Source organism: Arthrobacter sp. PvP023 (assembly GCF_017832975.1).
Taxonomy (GTDB): domain Bacteria; phylum Actinomycetota; class Actinomycetes; order Actinomycetales; family Micrococcaceae; genus Arthrobacter.
Genome location: NZ_JAFIBI010000001.1, coordinates 4080147 through 4103098, shown reverse-complemented (window position 1 = coordinate 4103098; position 22952 = coordinate 4080147). Strand labels below are relative to the sequence as shown.

18 protein-coding genes are annotated in these 22952 nt (G+C 65.8%); 12 read left to right on the top strand and 6 right to left on the bottom strand.

The window, feature by feature from the left end; translation table 11 throughout:
* Positions 1-29 precede the first annotated feature (29 nt).
* Together JOE31_RS18560 and JOE31_RS18555 are read left to right on the top strand one after the other, a co-directional pair.
* Entirely contained in the window at positions 30-803 is a 774-nt protein-coding gene (locus JOE31_RS18560) for an SDR family NAD(P)-dependent oxidoreductase (protein ID WP_209747119.1), read from the top strand.
* 16 nt (positions 804-819) lie between these two features.
* A complete protein-coding gene (locus JOE31_RS18555; RefSeq protein WP_209747117.1) occupies positions 820-1953 on the top strand; it encodes an LOG family protein in 1134 nt (377 codons plus the stop codon).
* 8 nt (positions 1954-1961) lie between these two features.
* Here the strand turns inward: JOE31_RS18555 and JOE31_RS18550 are convergent, their stop codons facing one another.
* Both JOE31_RS18550 and JOE31_RS18545 read right to left on the bottom strand, forming a co-directional pair.
* Positions 1962-2870 carry a matrixin family metalloprotease gene (locus JOE31_RS18550; protein WP_209747115.1) on the bottom strand — a complete coding sequence of 303 codons (909 nt, stop codon included), beginning with the start codon at positions 2868-2870 and terminating at the stop codon, positions 1962-1964.
* Complete coding sequence (locus JOE31_RS18545; RefSeq protein WP_209747113.1) at positions 2870-4033, bottom strand: VIT1/CCC1 transporter family protein; 1164 nt, start codon at positions 4031-4033, stop codon at positions 2870-2872. The genes JOE31_RS18550 and JOE31_RS18545 overlap by 1 nt, the downstream gene beginning before the upstream one ends.
* Before the next feature lie 259 nt (positions 4034-4292).
* Between JOE31_RS18545 and JOE31_RS18540 the strand changes: the two genes are divergently transcribed.
* Positions 4293-4529: a hypothetical protein gene (locus tag JOE31_RS18540; RefSeq protein ID WP_209747111.1), complete on the top strand. Its 237-nt coding sequence runs from the start codon at positions 4293-4295 to the stop codon at positions 4527-4529.
* Between the two features lie 112 nt (positions 4530-4641).
* On the opposite strand, the gene JOE31_RS18535 is transcribed toward JOE31_RS18540, so the two are convergent.
* Complete coding sequence (locus JOE31_RS18535) at positions 4642-6165, bottom strand: sodium:solute symporter (RefSeq protein ID WP_209747109.1); 1524 nt, start codon at positions 6163-6165, stop codon at positions 4642-4644.
* 296 nt (positions 6166-6461) lie between these two features.
* On the opposite strand from JOE31_RS18535, the gene JOE31_RS18530 reads away from it, so the two are divergent.
* The gene (locus JOE31_RS18530) at positions 6462-7037 is read left to right on the top strand and encodes a helix-turn-helix domain-containing protein (protein WP_011690712.1); all 576 of its coding nucleotides are present in this window, start codon (positions 6462-6464) and stop codon (positions 7035-7037) included.
* A 22-nt stretch (positions 7038-7059) separates the two neighbouring features.
* On the opposite strand, the gene JOE31_RS18525 is transcribed toward JOE31_RS18530, so the two are convergent.
* The gene (locus tag JOE31_RS18525; protein WP_209747107.1) at positions 7060-9036 is read right to left on the bottom strand and encodes an amino acid transporter; all 1977 of its coding nucleotides are present in this window, start codon (positions 9034-9036) and stop codon (positions 7060-7062) included.
* Positions 9037-9390: 354 nt separating this feature from the next.
* Between JOE31_RS18525 and JOE31_RS18520 the strand changes: the two genes are divergently transcribed.
* The 6 genes from JOE31_RS18520 (at position 9391) to JOE31_RS18495 (ending at position 16865) form a co-directional block, all read left to right on the top strand.
* Positions 9391-10815 (top strand): ammonium transporter, encoded by a 1425-nt coding sequence (locus JOE31_RS18520; RefSeq protein WP_209747105.1) that lies wholly within the window; start codon positions 9391-9393, stop codon positions 10813-10815.
* A complete protein-coding gene (locus tag JOE31_RS18515) occupies positions 10812-11153 on the top strand; it encodes a P-II family nitrogen regulator (protein ID WP_209747104.1) in 342 nt (113 codons plus the stop codon). Before JOE31_RS18520 ends, JOE31_RS18515 begins: the two co-directional genes overlap by 4 nt.
* Positions 11154-11264: 111 nt before the next feature.
* Positions 11265-12353: an agmatinase gene (gene speB / locus JOE31_RS18510; RefSeq protein WP_209747102.1), complete on the top strand. Its 1089-nt coding sequence runs from the start codon at positions 11265-11267 to the stop codon at positions 12351-12353.
* The gene (locus JOE31_RS18505; protein WP_209747099.1) at positions 12350-14008 is read left to right on the top strand and encodes a thiamine pyrophosphate-binding protein; all 1659 of its coding nucleotides are present in this window, start codon (positions 12350-12352) and stop codon (positions 14006-14008) included. The genes speB and JOE31_RS18505 overlap by 4 nt, the downstream gene beginning before the upstream one ends.
* A 196-nt stretch (positions 14009-14204) precedes the next feature.
* Positions 14205-14684: a MarR family winged helix-turn-helix transcriptional regulator gene (locus JOE31_RS18500; protein ID WP_209747097.1), complete on the top strand. Its 480-nt coding sequence runs from the start codon at positions 14205-14207 to the stop codon at positions 14682-14684.
* Between the two features lie 105 nt (positions 14685-14789).
* On the top strand, positions 14790-16865 hold the full coding sequence (locus JOE31_RS18495) for an MFS transporter (RefSeq protein WP_209748604.1): 2076 nt from the start codon (positions 14790-14792) through the stop codon (positions 16863-16865).
* Positions 16866-16931: 66 nt separating this feature from the next.
* On the opposite strand, the gene JOE31_RS18490 is transcribed toward JOE31_RS18495, so the two are convergent.
* Both JOE31_RS18490 and JOE31_RS18485 read right to left on the bottom strand, forming a co-directional pair.
* The gene (locus JOE31_RS18490; RefSeq protein WP_209747095.1) at positions 16932-17822 is read right to left on the bottom strand and encodes a class F sortase; all 891 of its coding nucleotides are present in this window, start codon (positions 17820-17822) and stop codon (positions 16932-16934) included.
* 80 nt (positions 17823-17902) lie between these two features.
* Positions 17903-18703, bottom strand: coding sequence for a hypothetical protein (locus JOE31_RS18485; protein ID WP_209747093.1), 801 nt, complete (start codon positions 18701-18703; stop codon positions 17903-17905).
* 425 nt (positions 18704-19128) lie between these two features.
* Here JOE31_RS18485 and JOE31_RS18480 point away from each other — a divergent pair, with 425 nt between their 5' ends.
* The gene (locus JOE31_RS18480; protein ID WP_209747091.1) at positions 19129-20862 is read left to right on the top strand and encodes an ABC transporter ATP-binding protein; all 1734 of its coding nucleotides are present in this window, start codon (positions 19129-19131) and stop codon (positions 20860-20862) included.
* Complete coding sequence (locus JOE31_RS18475) at positions 20859-22901, top strand: ABC transporter ATP-binding protein (protein WP_280872998.1); 2043 nt, start codon at positions 20859-20861, stop codon at positions 22899-22901. The genes JOE31_RS18480 and JOE31_RS18475 overlap by 4 nt, the downstream gene beginning before the upstream one ends.
* The last annotated feature ends 51 nt before the right edge of the window (positions 22902-22952 follow it).

Below are 22952 nucleotides of genomic sequence, written 5' to 3'. Positions count from 1 at the left end.
CACCAACGAATCCCGACGAAAGACACACCATGACAACCACCTCATTTCCCGCCGAACGCACCGTTGTCCTGACCGGGGCAGCTTCCGCCCGCGGCATCGGCCGCGCAGCTGCGGACCGGATGGCCAGCGAGGGCTGGTCAATCGCCATCCTGGACATCAATGCCGAGGACGCCAAGGCCGCGGCTGCCGAGATCGGATCCAACCGCGCCGTGAAAGCCATCGGAGTGGGCGCCGACGTTTCCGATGCCGCCTCGGTGGACCGTGCGATCAGCGAAATCGAAGAATCGCTGCCGCCCATCGTCGCACTCGCAAACCTGGCGGGCATCAGCTCGCCGACCACCTTCATGGAAACCACCGTGGAGGAATGGGACAAGGTTTTCGCCATCAACATGCGCGGCACCTTCATCGTGTCCCAGCGGGTGCTCAAGGGAATGATCGAGCGCAAGCTTGGCCGCATTGTGAGCATTTCCTCGATTTCCGCCCAGCGCGGCGGCGGCACCTACTCCAAGGTTGCCTACAGCGCTTCAAAGGCCGGAATCATCGGCTTCACCCGTGCCCTTGCCCGGGAAGTTGGCGAGTTCGGCGTCACCGTCAACGCGATCGCACCGGGCCCCATCGACACCGACATCATGGGCGGCACCCTGACCGACGAGCGCAAGGCCCAGATGTCAGAGGGCATCATGATGGGACGGGTAGGAACCCGTGAGGAAGTGGCCGCGCTGATCTCCTTCTTGCTTGGGCAGGATTCGGGCTACATCACCGCCGCCACGTATGACATCAACGGAGGACTGCAGGTCAGCTGACAACTAGGCTGGCTCCATGAACGCTGCCCGCAGCCTGAGGCCCAGCCCCAGAACCCTTGAGGTCGAAAGCCTGGAAAACTTCGACCGGCTGGTGAACGCGGGGGTCCGCAGCATGCGGGGCTGGCATGCCCAGTCCCTGGACCTCCGCGGCCGCACCGCTCCGCTGGAAGCCATGGACGCGCAAGGCGCCATCTTCCTTGGCTGCACTTTCGAGGACGGCGTAGAGGATTCGCTCCGGAGCCGGGGTGCGCTCATCTTCCCCAAGTTGGAAACCGTTCCCTTCAATCCTTACCGCGGGCAGCTCTACTCACCGCAGGAGCTCTACTTCGGTCCGCCGGGCGGCCGGTACGAATCAACGCTGGACGCCCGGATCTACCAGTGGAGCATCCGGCCGGGCCAGCGGCAACGGCTGGACGCCACGCTCGCCGCGGCACTGCATGACCACTCGATCGGTGACGCCCTTGACGAGCTGACACGCTCCGAAGTGTGCCGGGGCCGTCCGATGGTGGGGGTGATGGGCGGCCACACGGCGGGGCGCGGAACGCCGGTCTTCGAGGAAGCCGCCCTCGCCGGGCGGCTTCTCACCAGGAGCGGACGGGTGGTGGCCACCGGCGGCGGACCCGGCGCCATGGAGGCCGCCAACATGGGCGCCTACCTCAGCGAACTGCCGGACGCGGACTTCCATGCAGCGTTGGCGCAGCTGGAAGCCGTGCCGGGGTTCCGGCCCTCAGTGTCCGCGTGGGCGCGGACGGCTGCCGCCGTCGTCGAACGCTATCCGGACGGCAGCCCGTCGCTGGGCGTTCCCACCTGGTTCTACGGCCATGAGCCGCCCAACTATTTCGCCACCCACATCGCAAAGTATTTCGCCAACGCGATCCGGGAGGCGATCCTGCTGGAGCTGTGCGACGGCGGAGTGATCTTCCTCCCCGGGTCCGCCGGCACCCTGCAGGAAATCTTCCAGGACGCCTGCGAGAACTACTACGGCGCCTCCGAAACCGTCACGCCCATGGTCCTCGTGGGCCGCGAACACTGGCAGCGCCGCTATCCTGCCTGGCCGTTGCTGCAGAGCCTGGCCTCGGGCAGCGCGATGGCGGACAGGATCTTCCTGGTGGACACAGTGGAGGAAGCCCTCGGCATTGTGGCAGGTTAGCGGCGTGCTTAAAGGTCCTTGCGGCAGGTGGTCCTGCCCAGCTGGTAGAGGCCGTTGAGGTCGCCGGCGGCAAGGCCGTCCGGAGTACCGATTTCCGGGTACATCAGCTGCAGGGGGTCATCAACGTGCTCCAGCCCCATCACATGGGAGAGCTCGTGCAGGATCACGGCGGTGGCGTAGGCAGAGCCTTGCGGCCGCTCGAGTTCGCCGGCGATCTGCGGGGCGTCGAGGTCCAGGCTGCCGGTCACGAAGGTCTTCGGGCCGCCGTCGAAGCTGTAGTGGGTGCTGCCGCCGGTGCCGATCACCTGCCCCTTCAGCTTCGGCGCGGCCTCCGGGGTGGTCCACGCGATGAGGAGCGGTGCCCAGCGCTCGCCGTATGTTTCAGGCTGGTAGGGGTCGCGTTCCTCGGCGGGCGCTTCGGTGGAGGGGCCGTCGTTGATGAACCGGATACCCGTGGCACGAGAAATCGTGCCAATGGCGTTTTCCACCAGGTCTTCCGCCCCCGCGGGCGCCAGACCGGCATTGACGACGTAGTGCAGCGGACGGCAGGGAGAATAGCCCACGGGCGTCCCGTCGTCGTTCGTGGCCAGGAACTTGAAGGAATCACTGGCTGAGGGCGGTTCCTCCGCCGTTCCCAGCGGTGATTCCGCTTCCTCGAGTCCCGGGGGAGGGGCATCCGCGTTGACACTCTCCGCGACGACGCCCGGCTGCTGCTCGGCGGCCTGTCCGTCGGGGGCGATGCTGTTGCGGAACTGGAAGAGCCCCACGAAACGGGGGTCTCCGTAAAACAGGCCGGCCGCCGTGAAAGCTGCCGCTGCGATCAAGGCGGTGAGTGCCGCTGTGCGCAGGATCCGGAGCGGCGTGCCCAGCCTGCCCGCATGCCGCGGCCGGCGTTGCCGCGGTTGCGGACCCTCCACTAGGCCACCACCGCGCCGAACGCCATTCCGAGGAGGTAGGTGACGGCGGCCGCGCCCATGCCGATGGCCAGCTGCCGGAAACCGCGGCTGGTCGGGGAGGTCCCGGACAGCAGGCCGACGACGCCGCCAGTCAGCAGGAGGGCCATCCCCACCAGAACGGCGGAAACGGCAAGCGCTGCCACGCCCGTCATGCCAAGGACGAAGGGGATGATCGGAATGATGGCGCCTGAGGCGAAGAAGCAGAAGCTCGATGCCGCCGCACTCCACGCGGTGCCAACGGCTTCGTGCTGGTCCTCGGCGTCGGGGAGTTCAGGTTGGAGCGACAGGCTGGGGTCGCAGTCGCAATCCAGCAGGCCCGTCCGTTCCGCCACGCGGTGTTCGGCGGCTTCCCGGGACATGCCGCGGGCCAGGTACACCAGCAGCAGCTCATTGTGTTCGAGGTCCAGCCGCGGGGCCGCGGACAGGGTGATCTGGGTGGGACGGGTTGCGGCAAGCAGCTCCCGCTGGGAACGGACTGAGATGAACTCGCCGGCGCCCATCGACAGTGCTCCGGCAAGGAGACCGGCCACGCCGCTCAGGAGCACCACCTGGCTGCCGACTCCGGACGCGGCCATTCCCATGACCAGGGAGAGGTTGCTGACCAGGCCGTCATTCGCGCCGAAAACGGCGGCCCTGAAGGAGCCCGCCAGCCGGTTCCGGCCACGGGTGGCCAGTCCGCGGACTACTTCCTCGTGGATCTGTTCGTCGGCCACCATGGCGGGTGTGGCTGAGGGGTCTGAACCGTAGGGGGAGCGGCCCTCGGCGCGCTGTGCCAGGGCCAGGACGAACACGGAACCGAAATGGCGGGCCAGGAATCCCAGCAGCTGGCTGCGGAGGGACGCTTGACGTGGCTTCCCTGCGTGATCCCCGAGGAGCTGGAGCCAGTGGGCTTCATGGCGGCCCTCGGCCTCGGCCAGGGCCAGGAGGATGTCCCGCTCCTCGCCGCTGCGGTTCTGGGCCAGTTCGCGGTAAACGCGGGCCTCGGCCCGTTCATCGGCGAGGTATTGGCGCCACCGCTTAATGTCGGTCGGGCTTGCGCTGCCTGCGGGTGTTTCGGGTGCGCCTGCTGCCGTACGGTGGGCGGGAAGGGCATGATGATGGTCAGATTTAGCGTGCTGAGACACGAACACTCCTGGGCTAGATGGGGCATGGTTTCGGCCCCATTGCAGATCCAGCGTACCCCGGATTTACGCGGATTTTCGGCCGGTATTCCTCACCCGGAAGTTTAGGCAGCCCTCAAATGCGGCCTCGAACGGATGGCTTCGGCGAAGGTGTTTTGGCCGGCTATTGACCGGGCCGCATGCCGGTGCTGTGATGATTGCCAGGGCAGGCGCTTCCGCAGCCCCACCCCTGGCCGCATAACCAGACACGGAGGTTAGCACCATGGACACGAACGGATCACACCCCACCCAGCCTGAACGGGACACCCTCGAATCCGATCCCGCCTACGATTTTGCCGATGACGCTCCCATTGACGACGCAGCAGAGACGGAGGAAGAGGAGCTGCTCGAAGAGGCCGGCCGTCTTGTTCCGCTGGGCGAGGAGGATTTCCTCGGCGATGAAAAACCCGTGGTGCCCCTGGGCGGGGAAGAATTCCTTGAGCCTGAGGAAAACGAGTGAGCGCTGCCATCCTTTAAACGAACGGCCCCTTTAAACGAACGACGCCGGTGCCTCCCCGCGAACGGGAAGCGCCGGCGTCGTGCATTGTTTGGCAGTTATTAGTTGACCGGTGTTAGTTGACCAGGGCCGGAGCCGGCTCTTCTTCGCCGACGTTGCCTGCCACGCGCTCCTGCCAGTTCCGCATGACCCTGGGGTCGGTCGGCTTGGTTGCCAGGGACACCACCACGTAGACGATGCCTGACGCCAGCAGGCCGTAATAGATCGGCTCATTGGCGTAGATGCCGTCCAGCGGTGCCGCGGCATTGATCTCCAGGTAGATCATGGTGCCGAGCGTGACCACCGTGCCCACCGCCATGGATGTCGCCGCCGCCACGCCGGTGCCTCGTTTCCAGACGAGTCCGCCAAGGATCGCGACCAGGAGTCCGCCCACCAGGATGTCGTAGGCGATGGTCAGGGCCGCCACGACGTCCTTGGTGATGATGGCGATGAGGATGGCCACGATGCCCAGGCCAAGGACCCACATGCGGTTCGCCTTGACGTCGTGCTCGGGGTTGTCGGTGTCATCGGTGTTGATGTCCTTGCCGAACCAGCTGGCTACGAATGGGAGGACGTCGGCGCGGGCCACGGTTGCCGCCGCGATCAGGGCGCCGGAGGCGGTGGACATCATGGCCGCTACGGCTGCTGCGAGCACCAGGCCGCCGATGCCGACGGGCAGCAGGTTCTGGGCCACCTCGGCGTAGACGACATCCTTGCCAAGGTTTGCCACGTCGATCTCCGGGAGGGCCACCCGCGCGCCCAGGCCGATCAGGGCGCCGGCCGCACCGTAGAGGATGCAGTAGATGCCGGCTGTTGCGCCGCCCCAGCGTGCCACGGTGGGCGTCTTGGCGGTGAAGACGCGCTGCCAGATGTCCTGGCCGATCAGGAGGCCGAGGGTGTAGACCACGAAGTAGGTGATGATGGTCTGGATCCCGATGCCGTCGATCTGGAAGAAGCTGTCCTCGACGCGGCTGCGGATGCCGTCCAGGCCGCCCGCTGCGTTAAGCGTGAAGGGGAGCATCAGGAGGAAGATCCCCACCGTCTTGATGACGAACTGGACCTGGTCCGCAAGGGTAATGGACCACATGCCGCCGATGGTGGAGTACACCAGGACGATGGCGCCGCCGATGGCGATGGCCAGGGCGCGGTCCCAGCCGAACAGCACCACGAAAATGGTGGCGTAGGCGCCGGTGGAGGTGGCGCACAACATGAGCGTGTAGGCCAGCATGACGATGCCGGATGTCTGCGTGGCCCGGCTGCCGTACCGGAGCGTCAGCATCTGGGACACCGTGTAGATCTTCAGCTTCTGGATGGTGCCTGCGAAGAGCAGGCTTAGCAGGAGCACGCCGGCGCCGATGGCCACCACTAGCCACATGCCGGAGATGCCGAACTTGTAGCCGAGGCCCACACCGCCCACGGTTGAGGCGCCGCCGAGGACGACGGCCGCCATGGTCCCGGTATAGAGGAAGGGGCCAAGCCTGCGGCCGGCCACCAGGAAGTCGCTGTTGTTCTTGGTGCGGGACTTGCCCCACCAGCCGAAGGCCAGCATGGCGATCAGGTACACCACCACTATGGCGATGTTGACGAAGTTTGCGTCCATGTTGATGGGCTCCTTGGAGCGTAGTGGCAGCAGGGCAGGAATCCGCGGGCGGCGCCTTGGCCGGGCCGGATGCGCCTGCTGGAGAGACGGGGATGCAGGGGGTAATCCCTGTTGGTGATGCCGGGGTTCGTGATTATTGCCTAGGAGGCAACTCTTGTTGCCCAAAGGGTATGTTGTGATCCGCGCAACAGTCAAGGCGGATTGACACCATGTCCCGTTCCGGCGTCACAAGGTAGGTATCCCGCTAGTATGGCTCCAGCGATGGGGCCGTGCGGCCGGCTGCGAAAGGTTCGTAAATGAAGGCTCTACCAGTTGAACCGAGCAACATTCCAGTTGCCATCGGTTCGCGCATCCGCGCTGCCCGCCAGTCCCAGCGGCTCACGATCGAGCAGGTAGCAGACGCCACGGGCCTCACCAAAGGATTCCTCAGCCGGGTGGAACGCGACCTGACCTCGCCGTCGGTGGCTTCCCTCGTGACCCTCTGCCAGGTGCTCTCGATCTCCATCGGCGACCTTTTCGCGGCCCCGGAAACGCACCTGACGAAGAAGGACGAGGGCCCCCGGATTTCGCTGGGCGGCGAGGGCATCATCGAGCGCCTCCTCACCGCCCGCTCCGAACGGCGCGTCCAGATCATCCAGGCCGTGATCGAACCGCGCGGCCGCGGTGAATCCGAGCTCTACGCAGTGGACTGCGATGTCGACGTCCTGCATGTGATCAGGGGCCGTATCCGGCTGATCCTGACCAACGAGGAATACGAGCTCAGTACCGGCGACACCGTGACGTTCCCCGGCCGGGAGCCCCACACCTGGGTCAACCCTACGGACGACGCCGTCGAGGTCCTCTGGGTGCTGGTCCCTGCAGCCAGCCGCTGATCCGCCAGGGCTGTTCCGTCAGCTAGCCCACGTGGACCCAGGGTCGGCGCGTGACGTCCGGCTCGGCCTCGCGCAGCACTTCGCGGGTCACAGGGGCGATCTCACCTTCGCCGAACAAGAGGAACCGGGTCAGGTTGGTCAGGGGATTGCCCTCGGTCCAGCGGAAGTAGATGTGCGGCATCAGGCCCGTGACGTCACGAAGGTGGAGCAGAACGGCCGCCAGCGTGTTGGGCACGTTGTTGCTGTGGATCTCAAGGATGCGGAAGCCGTGCCGGACCTTACCGGTGACCACGAGCTCTTGTTCGAAGTCTGAACTGTCGTCCACCAGGATCTCGATGAAGATGGCATCGCTGTCCACGGGCAGGTGGTTGGCCAGCTGGGCATGCTCCAGCTTGGCCCGGTACCTTGCTGCGCTGAGGTGTTTGGGTTCGTGCGCAATGAGCCGGATGGGCCCCTCTTCGCTGGCCGCCATGAACTCCAGGGCCCGTTCGTCCAGCCGGATGTGGGTGGCGCGAAGTTCGAACGACCGCCGGACGCGGGAAGCGAAGCTGACCACCACAATGCCGAGGATGAACATCGCCGCGATCTTCAGGCCGTCGGGGCGCTCCACCACGTTCGCCACTGTCGTATAGAGGAAGACTACGGCGATCGCGCCGAAGGCGACCGTCTGGCCGCGTTGGTGCCGGCGCCGGGCGGACAATGTGACGGCGATGGACGCGGAAGTCATCAGCACCAGCACGCCGGTGGCGTACGCGCCGCCCTGTGCTTCGACGTCGGCCTCGAACACCACCGTGATGAGGAAGGCGACGGCGGTGAACACCAGTACCAGCGGCCGCACGGCCCGGGTCCAGGCCGGCGCCATGCCGAAGCGCGGAAGGTAGCGCGGCACCAGGTTGAGGAGCCCCGCCATCGCGGACGCCCCGGCGAACCAGAGGATGGCAATGGTGCTGAGGTCGTACACGGTTCCGAAACCGTCGCCCAGGTACTGGTGGGCCAGGAAAGCAAGGGCGCGGCCGTTGGCCTTGCCTCCCGGCTGGAACTCGGCTGCCGGGATCAGGAACGTGGTGATGAAGCTGGACGCGATGAGGAACGCGCTCATGATCACTGCGGCAGTGGTCAGGAGCTTGTGCGCGCCACGGATACGGCCCTCGGGCCTTGCTTCAGTGTCGTCCGGGCTGCCCTGGATCTGGGGCATGACGGCAACACCTGTTTCGAAGCCGGACAGGCCCAGTGCGAGTTTGGGGAAGACCAGCAGGGCGATGCCGACCATCACCAGCGGGTTGCCGTGCTGCTGGTTGAGGGCAGCCCACCAGTCGGTGACCACGTGGGCTTCGCTGAACACATGGGCGATGCCCACCAGCACCACGACCGCATTGAGCAGCAGGAATACTGCCACCAGGACGACGGCCACGTTGATGGCTTCCTTGAAACCGCGGAGGAACACGATGCCCAGCCCGGCAATCAATGCCAGCGTGATGGCCACTTCCTGACCGTGCAGGAAGTCCGGGGCGAACGGGTTTTCGATGGCGTGGGCGCTGGCATCCGCGGCCGAGAGGGTGATGGTGATCATGAAGTCCGTGGCGGCGAAACCCAGCAGCGCCAGGACGAACAGCTTGCCGCTCCATCGTGGCAGGAGCCGTTCCAGCATGGCGATGGAGCCTTCGCCGCGCGGACTTTCCGAGGCCACCCTGCGGTACACCGGGAGGGCGCCCAGGAGCGTCACTGCCACCAGGACCACGGTGGCCAGCGGGGAGACCATTCCAGCGGCGAGGGCGGCGATGGCCGGCTGATAGCCGAGGGTGGAGAAGTAGTCGACGCCGGTCAGGCACATGACTTTCCACCAGGGCCGGGGCGTGTGGTTCGCCTGAGGCTGGCCGTGCGGCCCCTGGCGTTTGCCGGATCCTTCGGGCATGCCCTCCAGCAGCCATCTCCGGAGGCGGTGGGGCTTGCGGGTGAACCTGTCCGAGGGGTCGGCCGGCGGCCTGGTGAGCGTGGTCACGGTATCCTTTCACGCAGCGCGCCTTCGGCCGTCGGCGGTCAGGGGCGCTGCTCCTGATTGGAGCGTAGGCCCGGGAAAGCGCGGGGGATGCCGGCTTTAACGAAACCTTTACGGCCCCTGTGATCGCGGTCACGCCGTGGTGAAGTGTACGTCACATAACGGAAACCTGCCGGAAACGCAGGATTCATGCCCGGAGCCGCTGTTTAACCTCCCCGAAAAACATCTCGGCCATGGCGGAAACACTGCCGTTGTAGCGTCGGATTCGGGGAACGATCCGCTTGTCTCATTGTTTTGAATGGTCTCGCCTTAGTCGGCGCCCAGGAGCGCCACTTCTTCTTAAGGAAGGCTCCCAAAATGAACATCTCTCTACTCAATGTGGGAATGGCAGTGGATCCCACGGCGCTCGATCCCGGCGCCACGGCCTGGATGCTGGCGGCTTCCGCCCTGGTCCTGCTGATGACGCCCGGCCTGGCATTCTTCTACGGGGGCCTCGTGCGGATGAAATCCGTCCTGAACATCATGATGATGAGCTTCGGCGCCATGGGTGTTGTTGCCGTCGTCTGGGCGCTGTGGGGCTACGGGCTGGCCTTCGGACCCGACACCATGGCCGGGCTCGTCGGGGATCCGTTCGCCAACCCCGGGCTGAGCGGACTGACCAGCAGCATCGGCGGCAAGGCGCCCGGGCTCCCGGACATGGTCTTCATCGGGTTCCAGGCCACGTTCGCCATCATCACTGTCGCGCTGATCAGCGGTGCCGTGGCCGAGCGGGTCAGGTTCGGACCGTGGCTGCTTTTCGCCGCTTTGTGGGTGACCCTCGTCTACGCCCCGATCGCGCACTGGGTGTGGGGTGGCGGACTCTTCGGCGCCACGGGCATCGTGGGCAGCAAGATCTCCGCACTCGACTTCGCCGGCGGAACCGTAGTGCACATGAACGCGGGCATCGCGGGGTTGATGCTCGCCGTCGTGCTCGGGAAACGCCTGGGCTTCATGAAGGACCCCAATATCCGCCCGCACAACCTGCCGTTCGTGATGCTCGGCGCAGGGCTTCTGTGGTTCGGCTGGTTCGGCTTCAATGCCGGCTCTGAGCTCGCCGCCGATGCCATTGCAGGGCTGGCCTGGACCAACACCCTGCTGGCCACCAGCGCGGCCCTGCTGGGCTGGCTGCTCATCGAGCGTCTCCGGGACGGTCACGCTACATCGCTCGGTGCCGCCTCGGGGGCCGTGGCGGGCCTGGTTGCGGTCACTCCGGCCTGCGGTTTCGTCGATCCTGTCGGTGCCATCCTGATCGGGGCCGTGGCCGGTGCGGTTTGCGCCCTCGCAGTGGGCCTCAAGTTCCGGATCGGCCTCGACGACTCCCTTGACGTGGTGGCAGTGCACTTCGTTGGCGGACTGTGGGGCACCCTCTCGCTGGGATTCTTCGCCGTGCCGTCCGCCAAGACCGAGGGCGGGCTCTTCTACGGCGGGGGCCTGACGCAGTTCTGGCCGCAGGTCCTCACGGCGCTGATCGTCACAGCCTGGAGCGCCATTATGACCACCCTGATCGGATACGCCATCCACAAGACGATGGGCATGCGGGTGTCCGAAGCCAACGAACGCTCCGGCATCGACGTCACCGAGCATGCCGAAACCGCCTACGAGCTGCTCATGGTGGGCGGGGCCTTTCATCCCGGCGAACAGCACGGCAAGTCCGTTGCGGCAGAAGCGGCCGATCCTGGAGCGGAGACTGTCGCGGCCGGCACCGAGCAGAGCCAGCATGAACGGGGCAGGGTGCGGACATGAAACTCATCACGGCCATCGTCCGGCCGGAAAAGATTGAGACGGTCAGAGCCGCCCTTGAGGGGTTCGGGGTCAACGGCATGACGGTGAGTCCGGCAAGCGGCTATGGGCAGCAGCGCGGCCATGTGGAGGTCTACCGCGGAACCGAATACAGCTCGGACCTCCTGCCGAAGGTCCGGGTGGAGGTGCTGGTGACGGAGGAGGCCATGGACGGCGTGATGGCGGCCATCGAAGCCGGAGCCAGCACCGGCCGCTTCGGTGATGGAAAGATCTGGACCATTTCCGTTTCCGACGCCGTGCGGGTGCGGACGGGGGAGAGGGGCTCCTCCGCCATCGACTAAAGCAGCGGGTAAGTAGCAGGTAGGTTTGGTAAACACTTGATGCACAACAGGAAACTAGAGTGTATGATGGGTGTCACACAACCGATCCATCCTCGAAGGAGAGGCGTTCCTTTGGAAGAGCTGCGCATCGAGGCCAACGGCAACCTTGGCCCCATCGATTCATCCCGTATTCCCCGCTATGCAGGGGCCGCAACCTACGCCCGCCTGCCCCGGCTGGATCAGGTGGCCAAGGCGGACATCACGGTGGTGGGAGTGCCCTTCGACTCCGGCGTCTCCTACCGCCCGGGTGCCCGCTTCGGCGCCAACCATGTGCGCGAGGCCAGCCGGCTGCTGCGCCCCTACAACCCCGCGTGGGACGTCAGCCCCTTCGAAAACGTCCAGGTCGCGGACGCCGGAGACATGGCCGTCAACCCGTTCAACATCAACGAGGCCATCGAAACCATCCAGCAGAATGCCCTCGACCTGACGGCAGGCGGCAGCAAGCTGGTCACCCTCGGCGGGGACCACACCATTGCGCTGCCGCTGCTGCGGGCCGCCGCCGAGCGCGCCGGCGAACCGGTGGCCATGCTGCACTTCGATGCCCACCTGGACACCTGGGACACCTATTTCGGCGCCGAATATACCCACGGCACGCCGTTCCGCCGCGCCGTGGAGGAAGGCATCCTGGACACCGAGGCCATCAGCCACATCGGCACCCGCGGCCCGCTGTACGGCAAGAAAGACCTCGACGACGACCACCGCTTCGGCTTCGGCATCGTCACCTCCGCGGATGTTTACTACCAGGGCGTCCTGGAAATCGTGGCCAAGGTCCGCGACCGCATCGGCAACAGGCCGCTGTACATCTCCGTTGACATCGACGTCCTGGACCCGGCGCACGCGCCGGGCACCGGCACGCCGGAAGCCGGCGGCATCACCAGCCGTGAACTGCTGGAGATCATCCGCGGCTTCCGCGGCATGAACCTCGTGGGTGCGGACATCGTTGAGGTCGCACCGGCCTATGACCACGCGGAAATCACCGGAGTCGCGGCCAGCCACGTAGCCTACGAACTCGTCACCCTGATGGCGGACTCCGCCGTCGAGGGCAACAGGTTCGGCGCCCCTAACGGTTACGCCGCGCAGGCCCTCGGGCAGGAAGAACGGCGCCAGGCAGGCTTCGCAGCGAGCACTCCCCAGCGCGTCGAAACCGGCGTCTCCCCGTGACCGGCATCCGCAACGGCGGGGACCTCGTCGTCGAAACCCTTGAAGCGCTGGGGGCGAAGACGGTCTTCGGCATTCCGGGCCAGCACGCGCTGGGCCTGTTCGATGCAATGGGCCGCGGAAACCTGCACTTCGTGTCCTCGCGGGTGGAAAACAACTCGGCCTTCGCCGCGGACGGCTACTCCCGTGCCACCGGTGAGGTGGGCGTGCTGTTCCTGTCCACCGGTCCGGGCGCGCTGACGTCCCTGGCCGGGCTGCAGGAAGCCTACGCCACGGGTGTGCCCATGGTGGTGGTGGCCAGCCAGATTCCGCTGGACGGACTCGGTGCCCGCCGCAAGGGCATGCTGCACCAGCTTGATGACCAGAAGGCCTCGGCCGCGAATGTCACCAAGAGCCAGCGGCTGATCCAGCACGCCTCCGGGATCCCCTCGGCCATCCAGGACGCCTGGACCGAAGCGATTTCCTCGCCGCAGGGCCCCGTCTGGCTGGAGATCCCGCAGAATGTGCTGCTGGATCCCATCATGGTCCCGCCGGTGGAGGATGCCCTCGCCGAAGCGGCGGACAACCCGCCACGGGTGGAGCTTGTCCGCGAGGCAGTGAAATGGCTGTCGACGGCGGAACGTCCGGCCATCATCGCAGGCGGCGGCACGCGCCGCGGCCGGGCCGAGAAATCGCTTCTCTCGATCGCGGAAAAGCTCAGGGCTCCGGTGATCTGCACTCCCGGCGGCAACGGCGCGTTCCCGTGGAACCATGAACTCTCGCTTCAGTCCTGGATCGAGGACCGGTACATGACGGACCTTCTCGAGGACGCGGACGTGCTGATCGTCGTGGGATCCTCGCTCGGGGAGGTCACGTCCAACTACTTCACCTTCGAACCGCGAGGCCGGATCATCCAGATCGACGCCGAACCCCGGGTCCTGGAATCCAACCGGCCCGGCCTTGGCATCCGCGCCGACGCCGGCCAGGCCCTCGCTGCGCTGGACGCTGCCCTGGTGGTCGAGCCTGTCGAAACCAGCCCCGACTGGCACGGTGCATCACCGGAAGAGCTGGTCAAGGAATCCCTGGCCAAGGTCAAAGCCCGGCTGGAGTCCCAGGATCTCGGCAAGGAACTGAAGTTCATGGCAGACATCCGCGAGGCCGTACCCGCGGATATGCAGACCTTCTGGGACATGACCATTTCCGCATACTGGGGCTGGAGCTGCTGGGACGCCCGCGAGGGCCAGTTCCACTCCGCCCAGGGCGCCGGCGGCCTCGGCTTCGGCTTCCCCGCCGCCATCGGCGGGGCCGTGGGGCTGGAAACGACCGGCAAGCCGGGACGTGTTCTCGCAGTGTCCGGTGACGGTTCGGCCATGTATTCCATCTCCGAACTGGCCACCGCCAGGCAGCACAACGTGCCGGTCACGTGGCTGATCGTGGACGACGGCGGCTATGGCATCCTGCGCGAGTACATGGTGGGTGCGTTCGGCAAGGCCACCGCTACCGAACTGGCCCGGCCCGACTTCGTCAAGCTCGCCGAGGCCTTCGGCGTCCCGGCCGTCCGGGTTGCCCCGGAGAACGTGGGGGACGCGCTGAAGGCGGGCTTCGCCGCGGACGGACCGAACGTCGTCGTCGTCGAAACCCTGCTCAAGATGTTCGGTCCCACCCACCTGGACGTCTAGTAGTCCCGTCAGCACACCCCCGCCGCACAGCGCGAACGGGCATTTGAGGCCCCATTTCCACCCGGAATTGGGGCCTCAAGTGTCCGTTCGCGCTTGGTGTTTAAGGGCCGGACCACCCTGCGAGCCTCTTCCTTAGTTTCCCAAAGCAACCATTTTGAGATATGGTTGCCTAAGGCAAGCAAAGGGGTTATTCAGCATGGCAGTTGCACCAGAAACCGCGGCCGATCTCGTCTACCAGATTTTCGACCTCCAACGGGCGGTCCGCTGCGTCGCCGTCTCAAACATGCGCGGGCAGGAAACCGGGGTGGCACTCCAGGGCGTCCTCCGCTTCGTGGGGGAGGGCGAGTCCAGGGCCACGCACCTCGCCGCGAGGCTCGGTGTCAGCGCTCCCGTCCTGAGCCGGCACATTGCCGATCTTGAAGAGCACGGCCTCGTTGTCCGCCGGCCCGATCCGGAGGACGGGCGTGCGCAGCTGGTGGCGTTGTCGGAGGCCGGGGCGGCCAAGCTGCGCGAAATCGAACAGCAGCGCACGGCAACACTCCAGGGCTACCTGCAGGACTGGAGCGAGATCGACGCCGAAGAAACCGCGAAAACCCTAAAAAAACTTGCTGAATCCCTCAGGGACTCAGCCCGGGCAAAGACGGCCGGATCCACCGAAATCATTCCAATCGTTTAGGAGCTGCACATGGCCAGCCACGCTACAGCCACCGGTCCGTCCCGGGCCTTGTCTACGACACCACCGCCATCCCCGCAGCCGCACGCACCGGCGCCCCAGGCAGCGATGAGCCACCGCCAGATCATGGAGGCCCTCACCGGCCTGCTGGCCGCCTTTTTCACCGCGATCATCAGCAGCACCATCGTGGCCAACGCACTGCCGACCATCATGTCCGAGCTCAAGGGCACCCAGACGGACTTCGCGTGGGTCATCACGGCTGCCCTCCTGGCCAACGCCGCCACCACGCCGATCTGGGGCAAGCTCGCCGACCTCTTCGATAAGAAGCTTCTCGTCCAGCTGAGCATTGTGATCTTCGTGGCCGGCTCCGTCATGGCGGGCCTGTCCGAAACGATCCCGCTGCTGCTGACCGCCCGCGTCATCCAGGGTGTCGCCATGGGCGGACTCACGGCGCTGGCGCAGGCCATCATCGGTTCCATCATCCCGCCCCGGGACCGCGGCAAGTACTCCGGCTACATGGGCGGCGTGATGGCCGTGGGCACCGCCGGCGGCCCGCTGCTGGGCGGATTCATTGTGGACAGCCCGCTCGGCTGGCGCTGGACCTTCTTTGTCTGTGTCCCGCTGGCGGTCATCGCACTCATCCTGCTGCAGATCACCCTGAAGCTTCCCCACGTTAAGCGGCACGCGAAGATCGACTGGCTCGGTTCCATCCTGCTCACTTCAGGCGTCAGCCTGCTGCTGATCTGGGTGTCCTTCGCCGGCAACCCGGAGTACTACGACTGGTGGTCCTGGCAGACGGCCGCCATGGTGGGCGGCGGCGTGCTGCTCCTGGCCCTCCTCGTCGTCGTGGAATCCAGGGTGGAGCAGCCCATCATCCCGCTCAAGATCATCAGCGAACGCACCACCGCCCTGGCCATCCTCGCTTCCGTCGCAGTAGGCGTCGGCATGTTCGGGTCCTCCGCCTTCCTGGGCCAGTACTTCCAGGTGGCCCGCGGGGCCACACCCACCGAAGCAGGCCTGCTGACGCTGCCCATGATCGCCGGCAACCTCATCGGGTCCGTCCTGTCAGGCCAGCTGATCAGCCGCACCGGCAAGTGGAAGCGCTACCTGATTGCCGGTTCCATCCTGTTGATCGGCGGACTGGGACTGGCCGGAACCATCGACCACACCACCGAACTCTGGCTGACCGGCCTCTACACGGCAGTCCTGGGCCTCGGGCTCGGCCTGCTGATGCAGAACCTCGTGTTGGCGGTGCAGAACACTGTCCGGGCCACCGACATCGGCACCGCCAGCGCTTCCGTGGCGTTCTTCCGTTCGGTGGGCGGCGCGATCGGAGTGTCCGTGCTGGGGGCAGTGCTGGCCAACCGCGTCAAGGAACTGGCTACCGAAGGACTTGCCGCGGCCGGGATTCCTGCCACCGGCGGATCCGCGGGAGCCAGCATGGACCTCCAGGACATGCCGGCCCCGATCCGGGACATCATGCGAGCGGCCTACGGCGACGCGACGGCCGAGATCTTCCTGATCTCCGCGGTGATCGGCATCATCGCCCTTGTGGCAATCCTCTTCATCAAGGAACAGCCGCTGCGCCGGACCGTGGACATCGTGCCGGCGGCATCCGCCAACGGTGCCGGGCCCGCAAACGGTGCCGGGCCCGCAAACGGCGCAGGGTCCGCAAACGGCGCACCAGCCGTGGACAATGCAGCCGCCCACGATGGCACCACCGGCACCGCCGGCGGCCCGGGCATCGTGGACCTTGACCGGGAGTTCATCGAGGTCCTCAGCAGGCAGCGTGCCCACGAGTCACGCTTCCCGGAAGCGGCACGGCAGGACCACAACGTCCCGGCAGAGGACAACGGCAGCCTCGGCGGCGACTCCCCGGCCGGAGCGAGGGAAGGCTACCGGTCGCGTGCCCGGACCATGGTGGCAGAGCCCAAGCCTGAAGCCGCCGACGTCGTGCCCCTCCTGCTCCAGACCCAGCAGTTGCTGGCGGAGCAGCAGCTGCAGCTGGCAGAGGCTTTGCGTGCCGTCCAGGCGCAATCGGCGGAACAGCGGGAGATCGCTGCCGAGCAGTCGCGCATCAGCGGGCAGCTCACCACCCTCCGGCGCCGGTTGGCCAAGGAACGGAAGCTGCAGCGGGCGGCGGCTGACTACATCGCAACGCACGGACGGCACCGCAGCGAGTAACCACGGGCACCGTTCAAACACACAACGTACGACGGCGACGGCGGCCGGGTGCCGCCGTCGCCGTCGTCAGGGCTCCGGGACGGGGGAGGCGACCACCACCACGTTCTTACCCCAAGGGTCCTCGGTGTAGCAGCTGATAAGGACCAGCCGGTTGGGAACGCCGGTCCAGATCGGGCTGTCCTTCAGGCTCGACTTAACGTACGTGTCCACGGACTCCACCCTGTACCGCATGGTTCCGGTGGCGGTGGTGGCTTCGAAGGTATCCCCCGGGGCGCTCGCGGCGCTGAGCCGGTTGAACGGAGCGTCGCGGCCCTCCCAGCTATGGCCCAGGATGTAGGTGGTGTTGGTGGACCCGGCGCCAGGCATGCCGAAGTTCGTGACCCAGTAGCCGTCAACGGTAATCGGCGGCACGATCGCCTGGGAATCCAGTTCCTCCGGCGTCGGGGTCAGTGGATGGATGGTGACGTCCAGCCCGGCTGCCGGGTACACGATCCTGGTGGGAGCCGCGGCCGGCGGGTAGCTGGGAATGGTCAGCGGCGGTTGCTGCGCTGCGGGCGCGGCCGCAGCGCCCTTGCTGCCCTCCGCCGCCGAGCCCTTTCCGCTCCAGGCGAAGGTATCAGGCGGGATGGCACGGGCAGGTGAAACCGGGGTGGCGGCGCGTGAATACGGCGCAGCTTCCAGGTGGAGTCCGGCGCCGCCGGAGGTGTTTCCGGCTGACACGATTCCCGGCAGGAATGTCAGGACGAAGAAGGCCACGACGCCGGCGAGCAGCAACAGCCGGTCGCCACGGTTGAGCGAACGGCGCCTGAGCGACGGGAACTTCTCCCGCAGGCGGTGGAGCCGGTTGCGGCTAAAAGCGCCGTCCTGACGGGACTGGCGCTCGCCCGCCTCCGCGGCAGCAGGCTGGCTGCTGCCGAAGGGCGGGCTGTCAACCGGCTTGTGGCCGGGGAAGGGCATCGGGATTCCTCCATGGATAGTGGTGTTGGACGGGCATCGCACCATGGCGGCGGATGCCCGTCCTCACCGCAGGATCGGCCTTACTTGGATCCGGGCGCGTCCTGCAGGCGTCCCCGCTGCCTCAGGGCGATGAGCCCCGTTGCCCCAAGGAGTGCCGCCAGGCCCCCGAACCAGGCCGGCATTCCGGTCTCGGGCTGGCCTCCGGCAGCTGTCTGCGCGTTGAACCCGCGGTTGACCACCGGTACTACTGCTGCCGCCGCGCCGACGGGTGCCGCTGCGGCTCCCGCCGGAGTCTGTGCCGGCGGAGTAACGGCCGGTGGAGTCACCGCAGGCGGAGTCACTGCCGGGGGTGTCACCTCCGGCGGAGTGACGACCGGGGGTACAACAACGGGCGGTACGACCACCGGGGGTGTTTCTTCCTCTTCTTCTGCGACGCAACCACCGGCCGGGACCGGGTAGATGTCGGCTCGGCCGTTGTGTCCGTCCTTGTGTCCGTTCCACCAGGCCTTTTTCGGAATGGTGATGATGACGTACGGGTTCGTTTCAGATCCCGTGGCGTGGCAGATGGTGATCTTGTCCGGGCCGTGGCCCCAGTCGTCATCATCCTTGCCGCCACCGCCTCCGCCGTGTCCTTCACCACTTGGACAGCCGGCCGCCGGTGCCGGAATCAAGTCGCCTTCATGCGAGGCATGGCCGCCATTTCCGTTCACCGCGTTTTCGCTGACCGTGATGTGAACATACGGGTTCGATTCGGAGCCGGTGGCGTGGCAAATGCTGACCTTCTTGTTGTCGTCATCGCCCTTGTCGCCGGCATTTGCCGGAGCCGTGACGCCTATTAATGCAATGCCTGCGATTCCGGCAGTTGCGAGGATTCTCTTCATGGGATTCTCCATCTGGATCATTGGGGACTGACCAGACTGCGGGAACGGGAGGCACACGGAGGAGCCGTCCGTTGTTCGTAGATGCCCAGATCACCTGCGACTCTCCTGCAGAGTTGTCAACTAACTGACCCCTTCACGCTAGGCTCAGGGCACTGGAGTAGTCGCGAGTAACCGGTACTTGACCTGATACCCGTTTTTCACAGCCGGACCCCTTGGAACCGAGGGACAACACCCGTTTCACCCGTAACAAGGGACACGTGGGAAGCTTTAGTTTCTGCACCATCGATACGCAATTCGGATGATATTTGGCGGGCATTGTTTCGCATAGGCAACGGATTTCGTAGAGTGGGAAGGCTGAGAATGTCAGCCCCCGCTGGTATTACTTCCTGCACTCACTCCGCGCACTTCCCAAAGGACTCCCGGGCATGCTTGTCACCCTCATACGGCGCTATTCCAAGCCGTATTTGCCGTATATCGCGGCAGTCATTCTTTTCCAGCTGGCATCCACTATCGCGGCCCTCTACCTTCCGAGCCTGAACGCACAAATCATCGACGAGGGCGTCTCCCGGGGGGACACCGACTACATCTGGCGAACGGGCGGGCTCATGCTCGGGGTCGCGCTGGTGCAAGTGGCCACCGCCATCGCCGGCGTGTACTTCGGCTCCAAAGCGGCCATGGCGTTCGGCCGGGACCTGCGGCGCGGCGTCTTCCGCAAGGTGACCAGCTTTTCGGCCAGGGACGTCAACGTGTTCGGTGCCCCAACCTTGATCACGCGCGGCACCAACGATGTCCAGCAGGTGCAGATGCTCATGCTGATGGGGCTGAACTTCATGGTGGCCACGCCCATTATGTGCATCGGCGGCATCGTCATGGCCCTGCGCGAGGACCTGAGCCTGTCCTGGCTGGTGTGGGTTTCCGTGCCGGTGCTGATTGCCGTGGTGGGCTACCTCGTGGTCCGCCTCATGCCGCTGTTCCGCTCCATGCAGACGAAGATCGACCGCATCAACGGCATTCTCCGCGAGCAGATCATCGGCATCCGAGTGGTCCGAGCGTTCGTCCGCGAACCGCACGAGACGCAGCGTTTTGGCGAAGCGAACCGCGAACTCACCGACGTCTCCCTGAAGATTGGCGCCCTGTTCGTCCTGATGTTCCCCGCCATCGGCATGATCCTCCATGTCTCCACGGCCGCCGTGCTGTGGTTCGGCGGCCAGCGCGTGGATGCCGGGGAGATGCAGGTGGGCTCCCTGACAGCCTTCCTGCAGTACTTGTTGCAGATCCTCATGGCGGTCATGATGGGCACGTTCATGGCCATGATGATTCCGCGCGCCTCGGTCTGCGCGGACCGCATTGGTGAGGTACTCGACGTCGAACCCTCCATCCACGAACCGACGGCGCCGGTGGCGCCCGCCCAGCGGACCGGACGGGTGGAATACCGCAACGTCTCGTTCGCCTACCCCGGGGCCGAAGAGCCCGTCCTGAGCGACATCAGTTTCACTGCCGAGCCCGGCCAGACCGTGGCCATCGTCGGGTCGACCGGCGCCGGCAAGACCAGCCTGCTGTCACTGCTGCCGCGGCTGTACGATGTCGCGTCCGGCGAGGTACTGCTCGACGGCGTTTCCATCACCAACCTCGATCGCTCCGAAATCACCGGCCGGGTGGCCATGGTGCCTCAGCGGCCGTATCTCTTCTCCGGGACCATCGAGCACAACCTGCGCTTCGGCAAGACCGAGGCCACGGACGAGGAGCTGTGGGACGCGCTCACAGTGGCCCAGGCTGCCGACTTCGTCCGGGAAAAGAAGAACGGTCTGGGTTCCCGGATCGCCCAGGGCGGCACCAACGTCTCGGGAGGCCAGCGCCAGCGCCTGTGCATCGCCAGGGCGCTGGTGACCCGGCCCAAGGTGTACCTCTTTGATGACTCGTTCTCGGCGCTCGACGTTGCCACGGACGCCCGGCTTCGCCGCGCGCTCAGGGCCAAGACGGCGGATGCCACGGTCATCATTGTGGGACAGCGGGTGTCCACCATTGCCGACGCCGACCAGATCCTGGTGCTGGACAACGGCCGGATCGTGGACCGGGGCACACACGAGGAACTGTTGCAGAATTCCACCACCTACCAGGAAATTGTCGAGTCGCAGCTGACCGCGGAGGAAGTGGCATGAGCACCAACGAAAAACTCGCCGCCGGCCAGGAACCAGTTCCCGCGGAAGACGAAGATTTCTACGAAGAGGAGTACAAGCCCACCGAGGCCGACGGCGACATGTTCGGCGGGGCGCCCGCGAAGAAGGCAGAGCACTTCTGGCCCTCCGCCAAGCGCCTGATGGGTTTGCTGAAACCCGAGTCCGCCGGCATCGCCGTCGTGCTCGCCATGGTGACGGTCGCCGTCGTCCTCAACGTCATTGCCCCCAAGATCCTGGGGCAGGCCATGGACGTCATCTTCGGGGGAGTGGTGGGAAAGCAGCTGCCCGCCGGAGTCAGCAAGGACCAGTTCGTCGACGGGCTGCGCGCCCAAGGCGAAAACAACTTCGCGGACATGATCTCAAAGATGGAACTCATTCCCGGGGTGGGGATCGACTTCCAGAAGTTGTCGTTCCTGATCAGCGTGGTGCTGGTGATGTACTTCGTGGCGAACATCTTCACCTGGCTGCAGGGCTACGTCCTGAACGTGCTGGTGATGCGGGTGGTTCGCAAATTGCGTGACGATACCGAGAAAAAGCTCAACCGGCTGCCGTTGAACTACTTCGACACCCGCCAGCGCGGCGACACGCTTTCCCGCGTCACCAACGACGTCGACAACATCCAACAGGCGCTGCAGCAGGCCTTCGCGCAGCTGCTGAGTTCCGCGCTGACAGTGATCGGCATCGTGATCATGATGTTCATCGTGTCGTGGCAATTGGCCCTCATCGCCCTGGTAGCCCTCCCGCTGTCCGGCGTGGCAGCCGGGATCATCGGCTCGCGAAGCCAGAAGCTGTTCGCCGCACAATGGAAGAACACCGGCCAGCTCAACGGCCAGATCGAGGAATCGTTCTCCGGCCACGACCTGGTGCGCGTCTTCGGCCGTGACGCGGACATGCTGGAACGCTTCGACGAGCGGAATGAAGCCCTCTATAAAGCCAGCTTCGGAGCCCAGTTCGTCTCCGGCATGATCATGCCGGTCATGCAGTTCCTCTCCTACCTCAGCTACGTTGGCATCGCAGTGGTGGGCGGGTTGCGGGTGGCTTCCGGCGGCATGAGCCTGGGCGATGCCACTGCGTTCATCCAGTACTCCCGGGAGTTCACGCAGCCGCTGGGACAGATGGCGGGCATGGCGAATATGCTGCAGTCCGGCGTTGCCTCGGCGGAGCGTGTCTTCGAATTCCTGGATGCGGAGGAGCAGGATGCCGAAACCGCCACCGAGCACCTGCCCGCCAAGACCGACGGCCACGTGGAGTTCAAGCATGTGACCTTCAGTTATTCGGCGGACAAGCCCCTGATCGAGGATCTGTCCTTCACGGCCCAGCCCGGGCATACCGTGGCAATCGTCGGCCCCACCGGCGCCGGCAAGACCACGCTGGTCAACCTCGTGATGCGGTTCTACGAGCTCAATTCGGGGAGCATCACGCTCGATGGCGTGGACATCACCCACCTGAGCCGTTCCGAACTGCGGGCCAAGGTGGGCATGGTCCTGCAGGACGCCTGGCTGTTCGGTGGCAGCATCTACGACAACATCAGGTACGGGAACCTCAACGCCACCGAGGACCAGGTCATGGAGGCTGCCCGGGCAACATTCGTGGACCGGTTCGTCCGCGCGCTGCCGGACGGCTACAAGACGGTCATCGATGAGGAAGGCAACAACGTCAGTGCAGGCGAGAAACAGCTCATCACCATCGCGCGGGCATTTGTGGCCAACCCGTCCCTGCTCATCCTGGACGAGGCAACCAGCTCGGTGGACACGCGCACGGAAGTCCTGGTCCAGAAGGCCATGGCGGCCCTGCGGACGGACCGCACCAGCTTTGTCATTGCACACCGGCTGTCCACCATCCGCGACGCCGACACCATCCTGGTAATGGAAGCCGGAAGGATCGTGGAACAGGGCAGCCACCACGACCTGCTGGAACACAAGGGCGCCTATCACCGGCTGTACATGTCCCAGTTCGCGGGCGAAGACGCCGAGGCGGCCCTGGCTGATTCGGCGGAAGACTCGACGGCGGTGCGCAGCTGAGCGCCGCCGGCCGGGCCGTGCCAAGCGGCCGGCGCATCGAGGTCCTGGTAC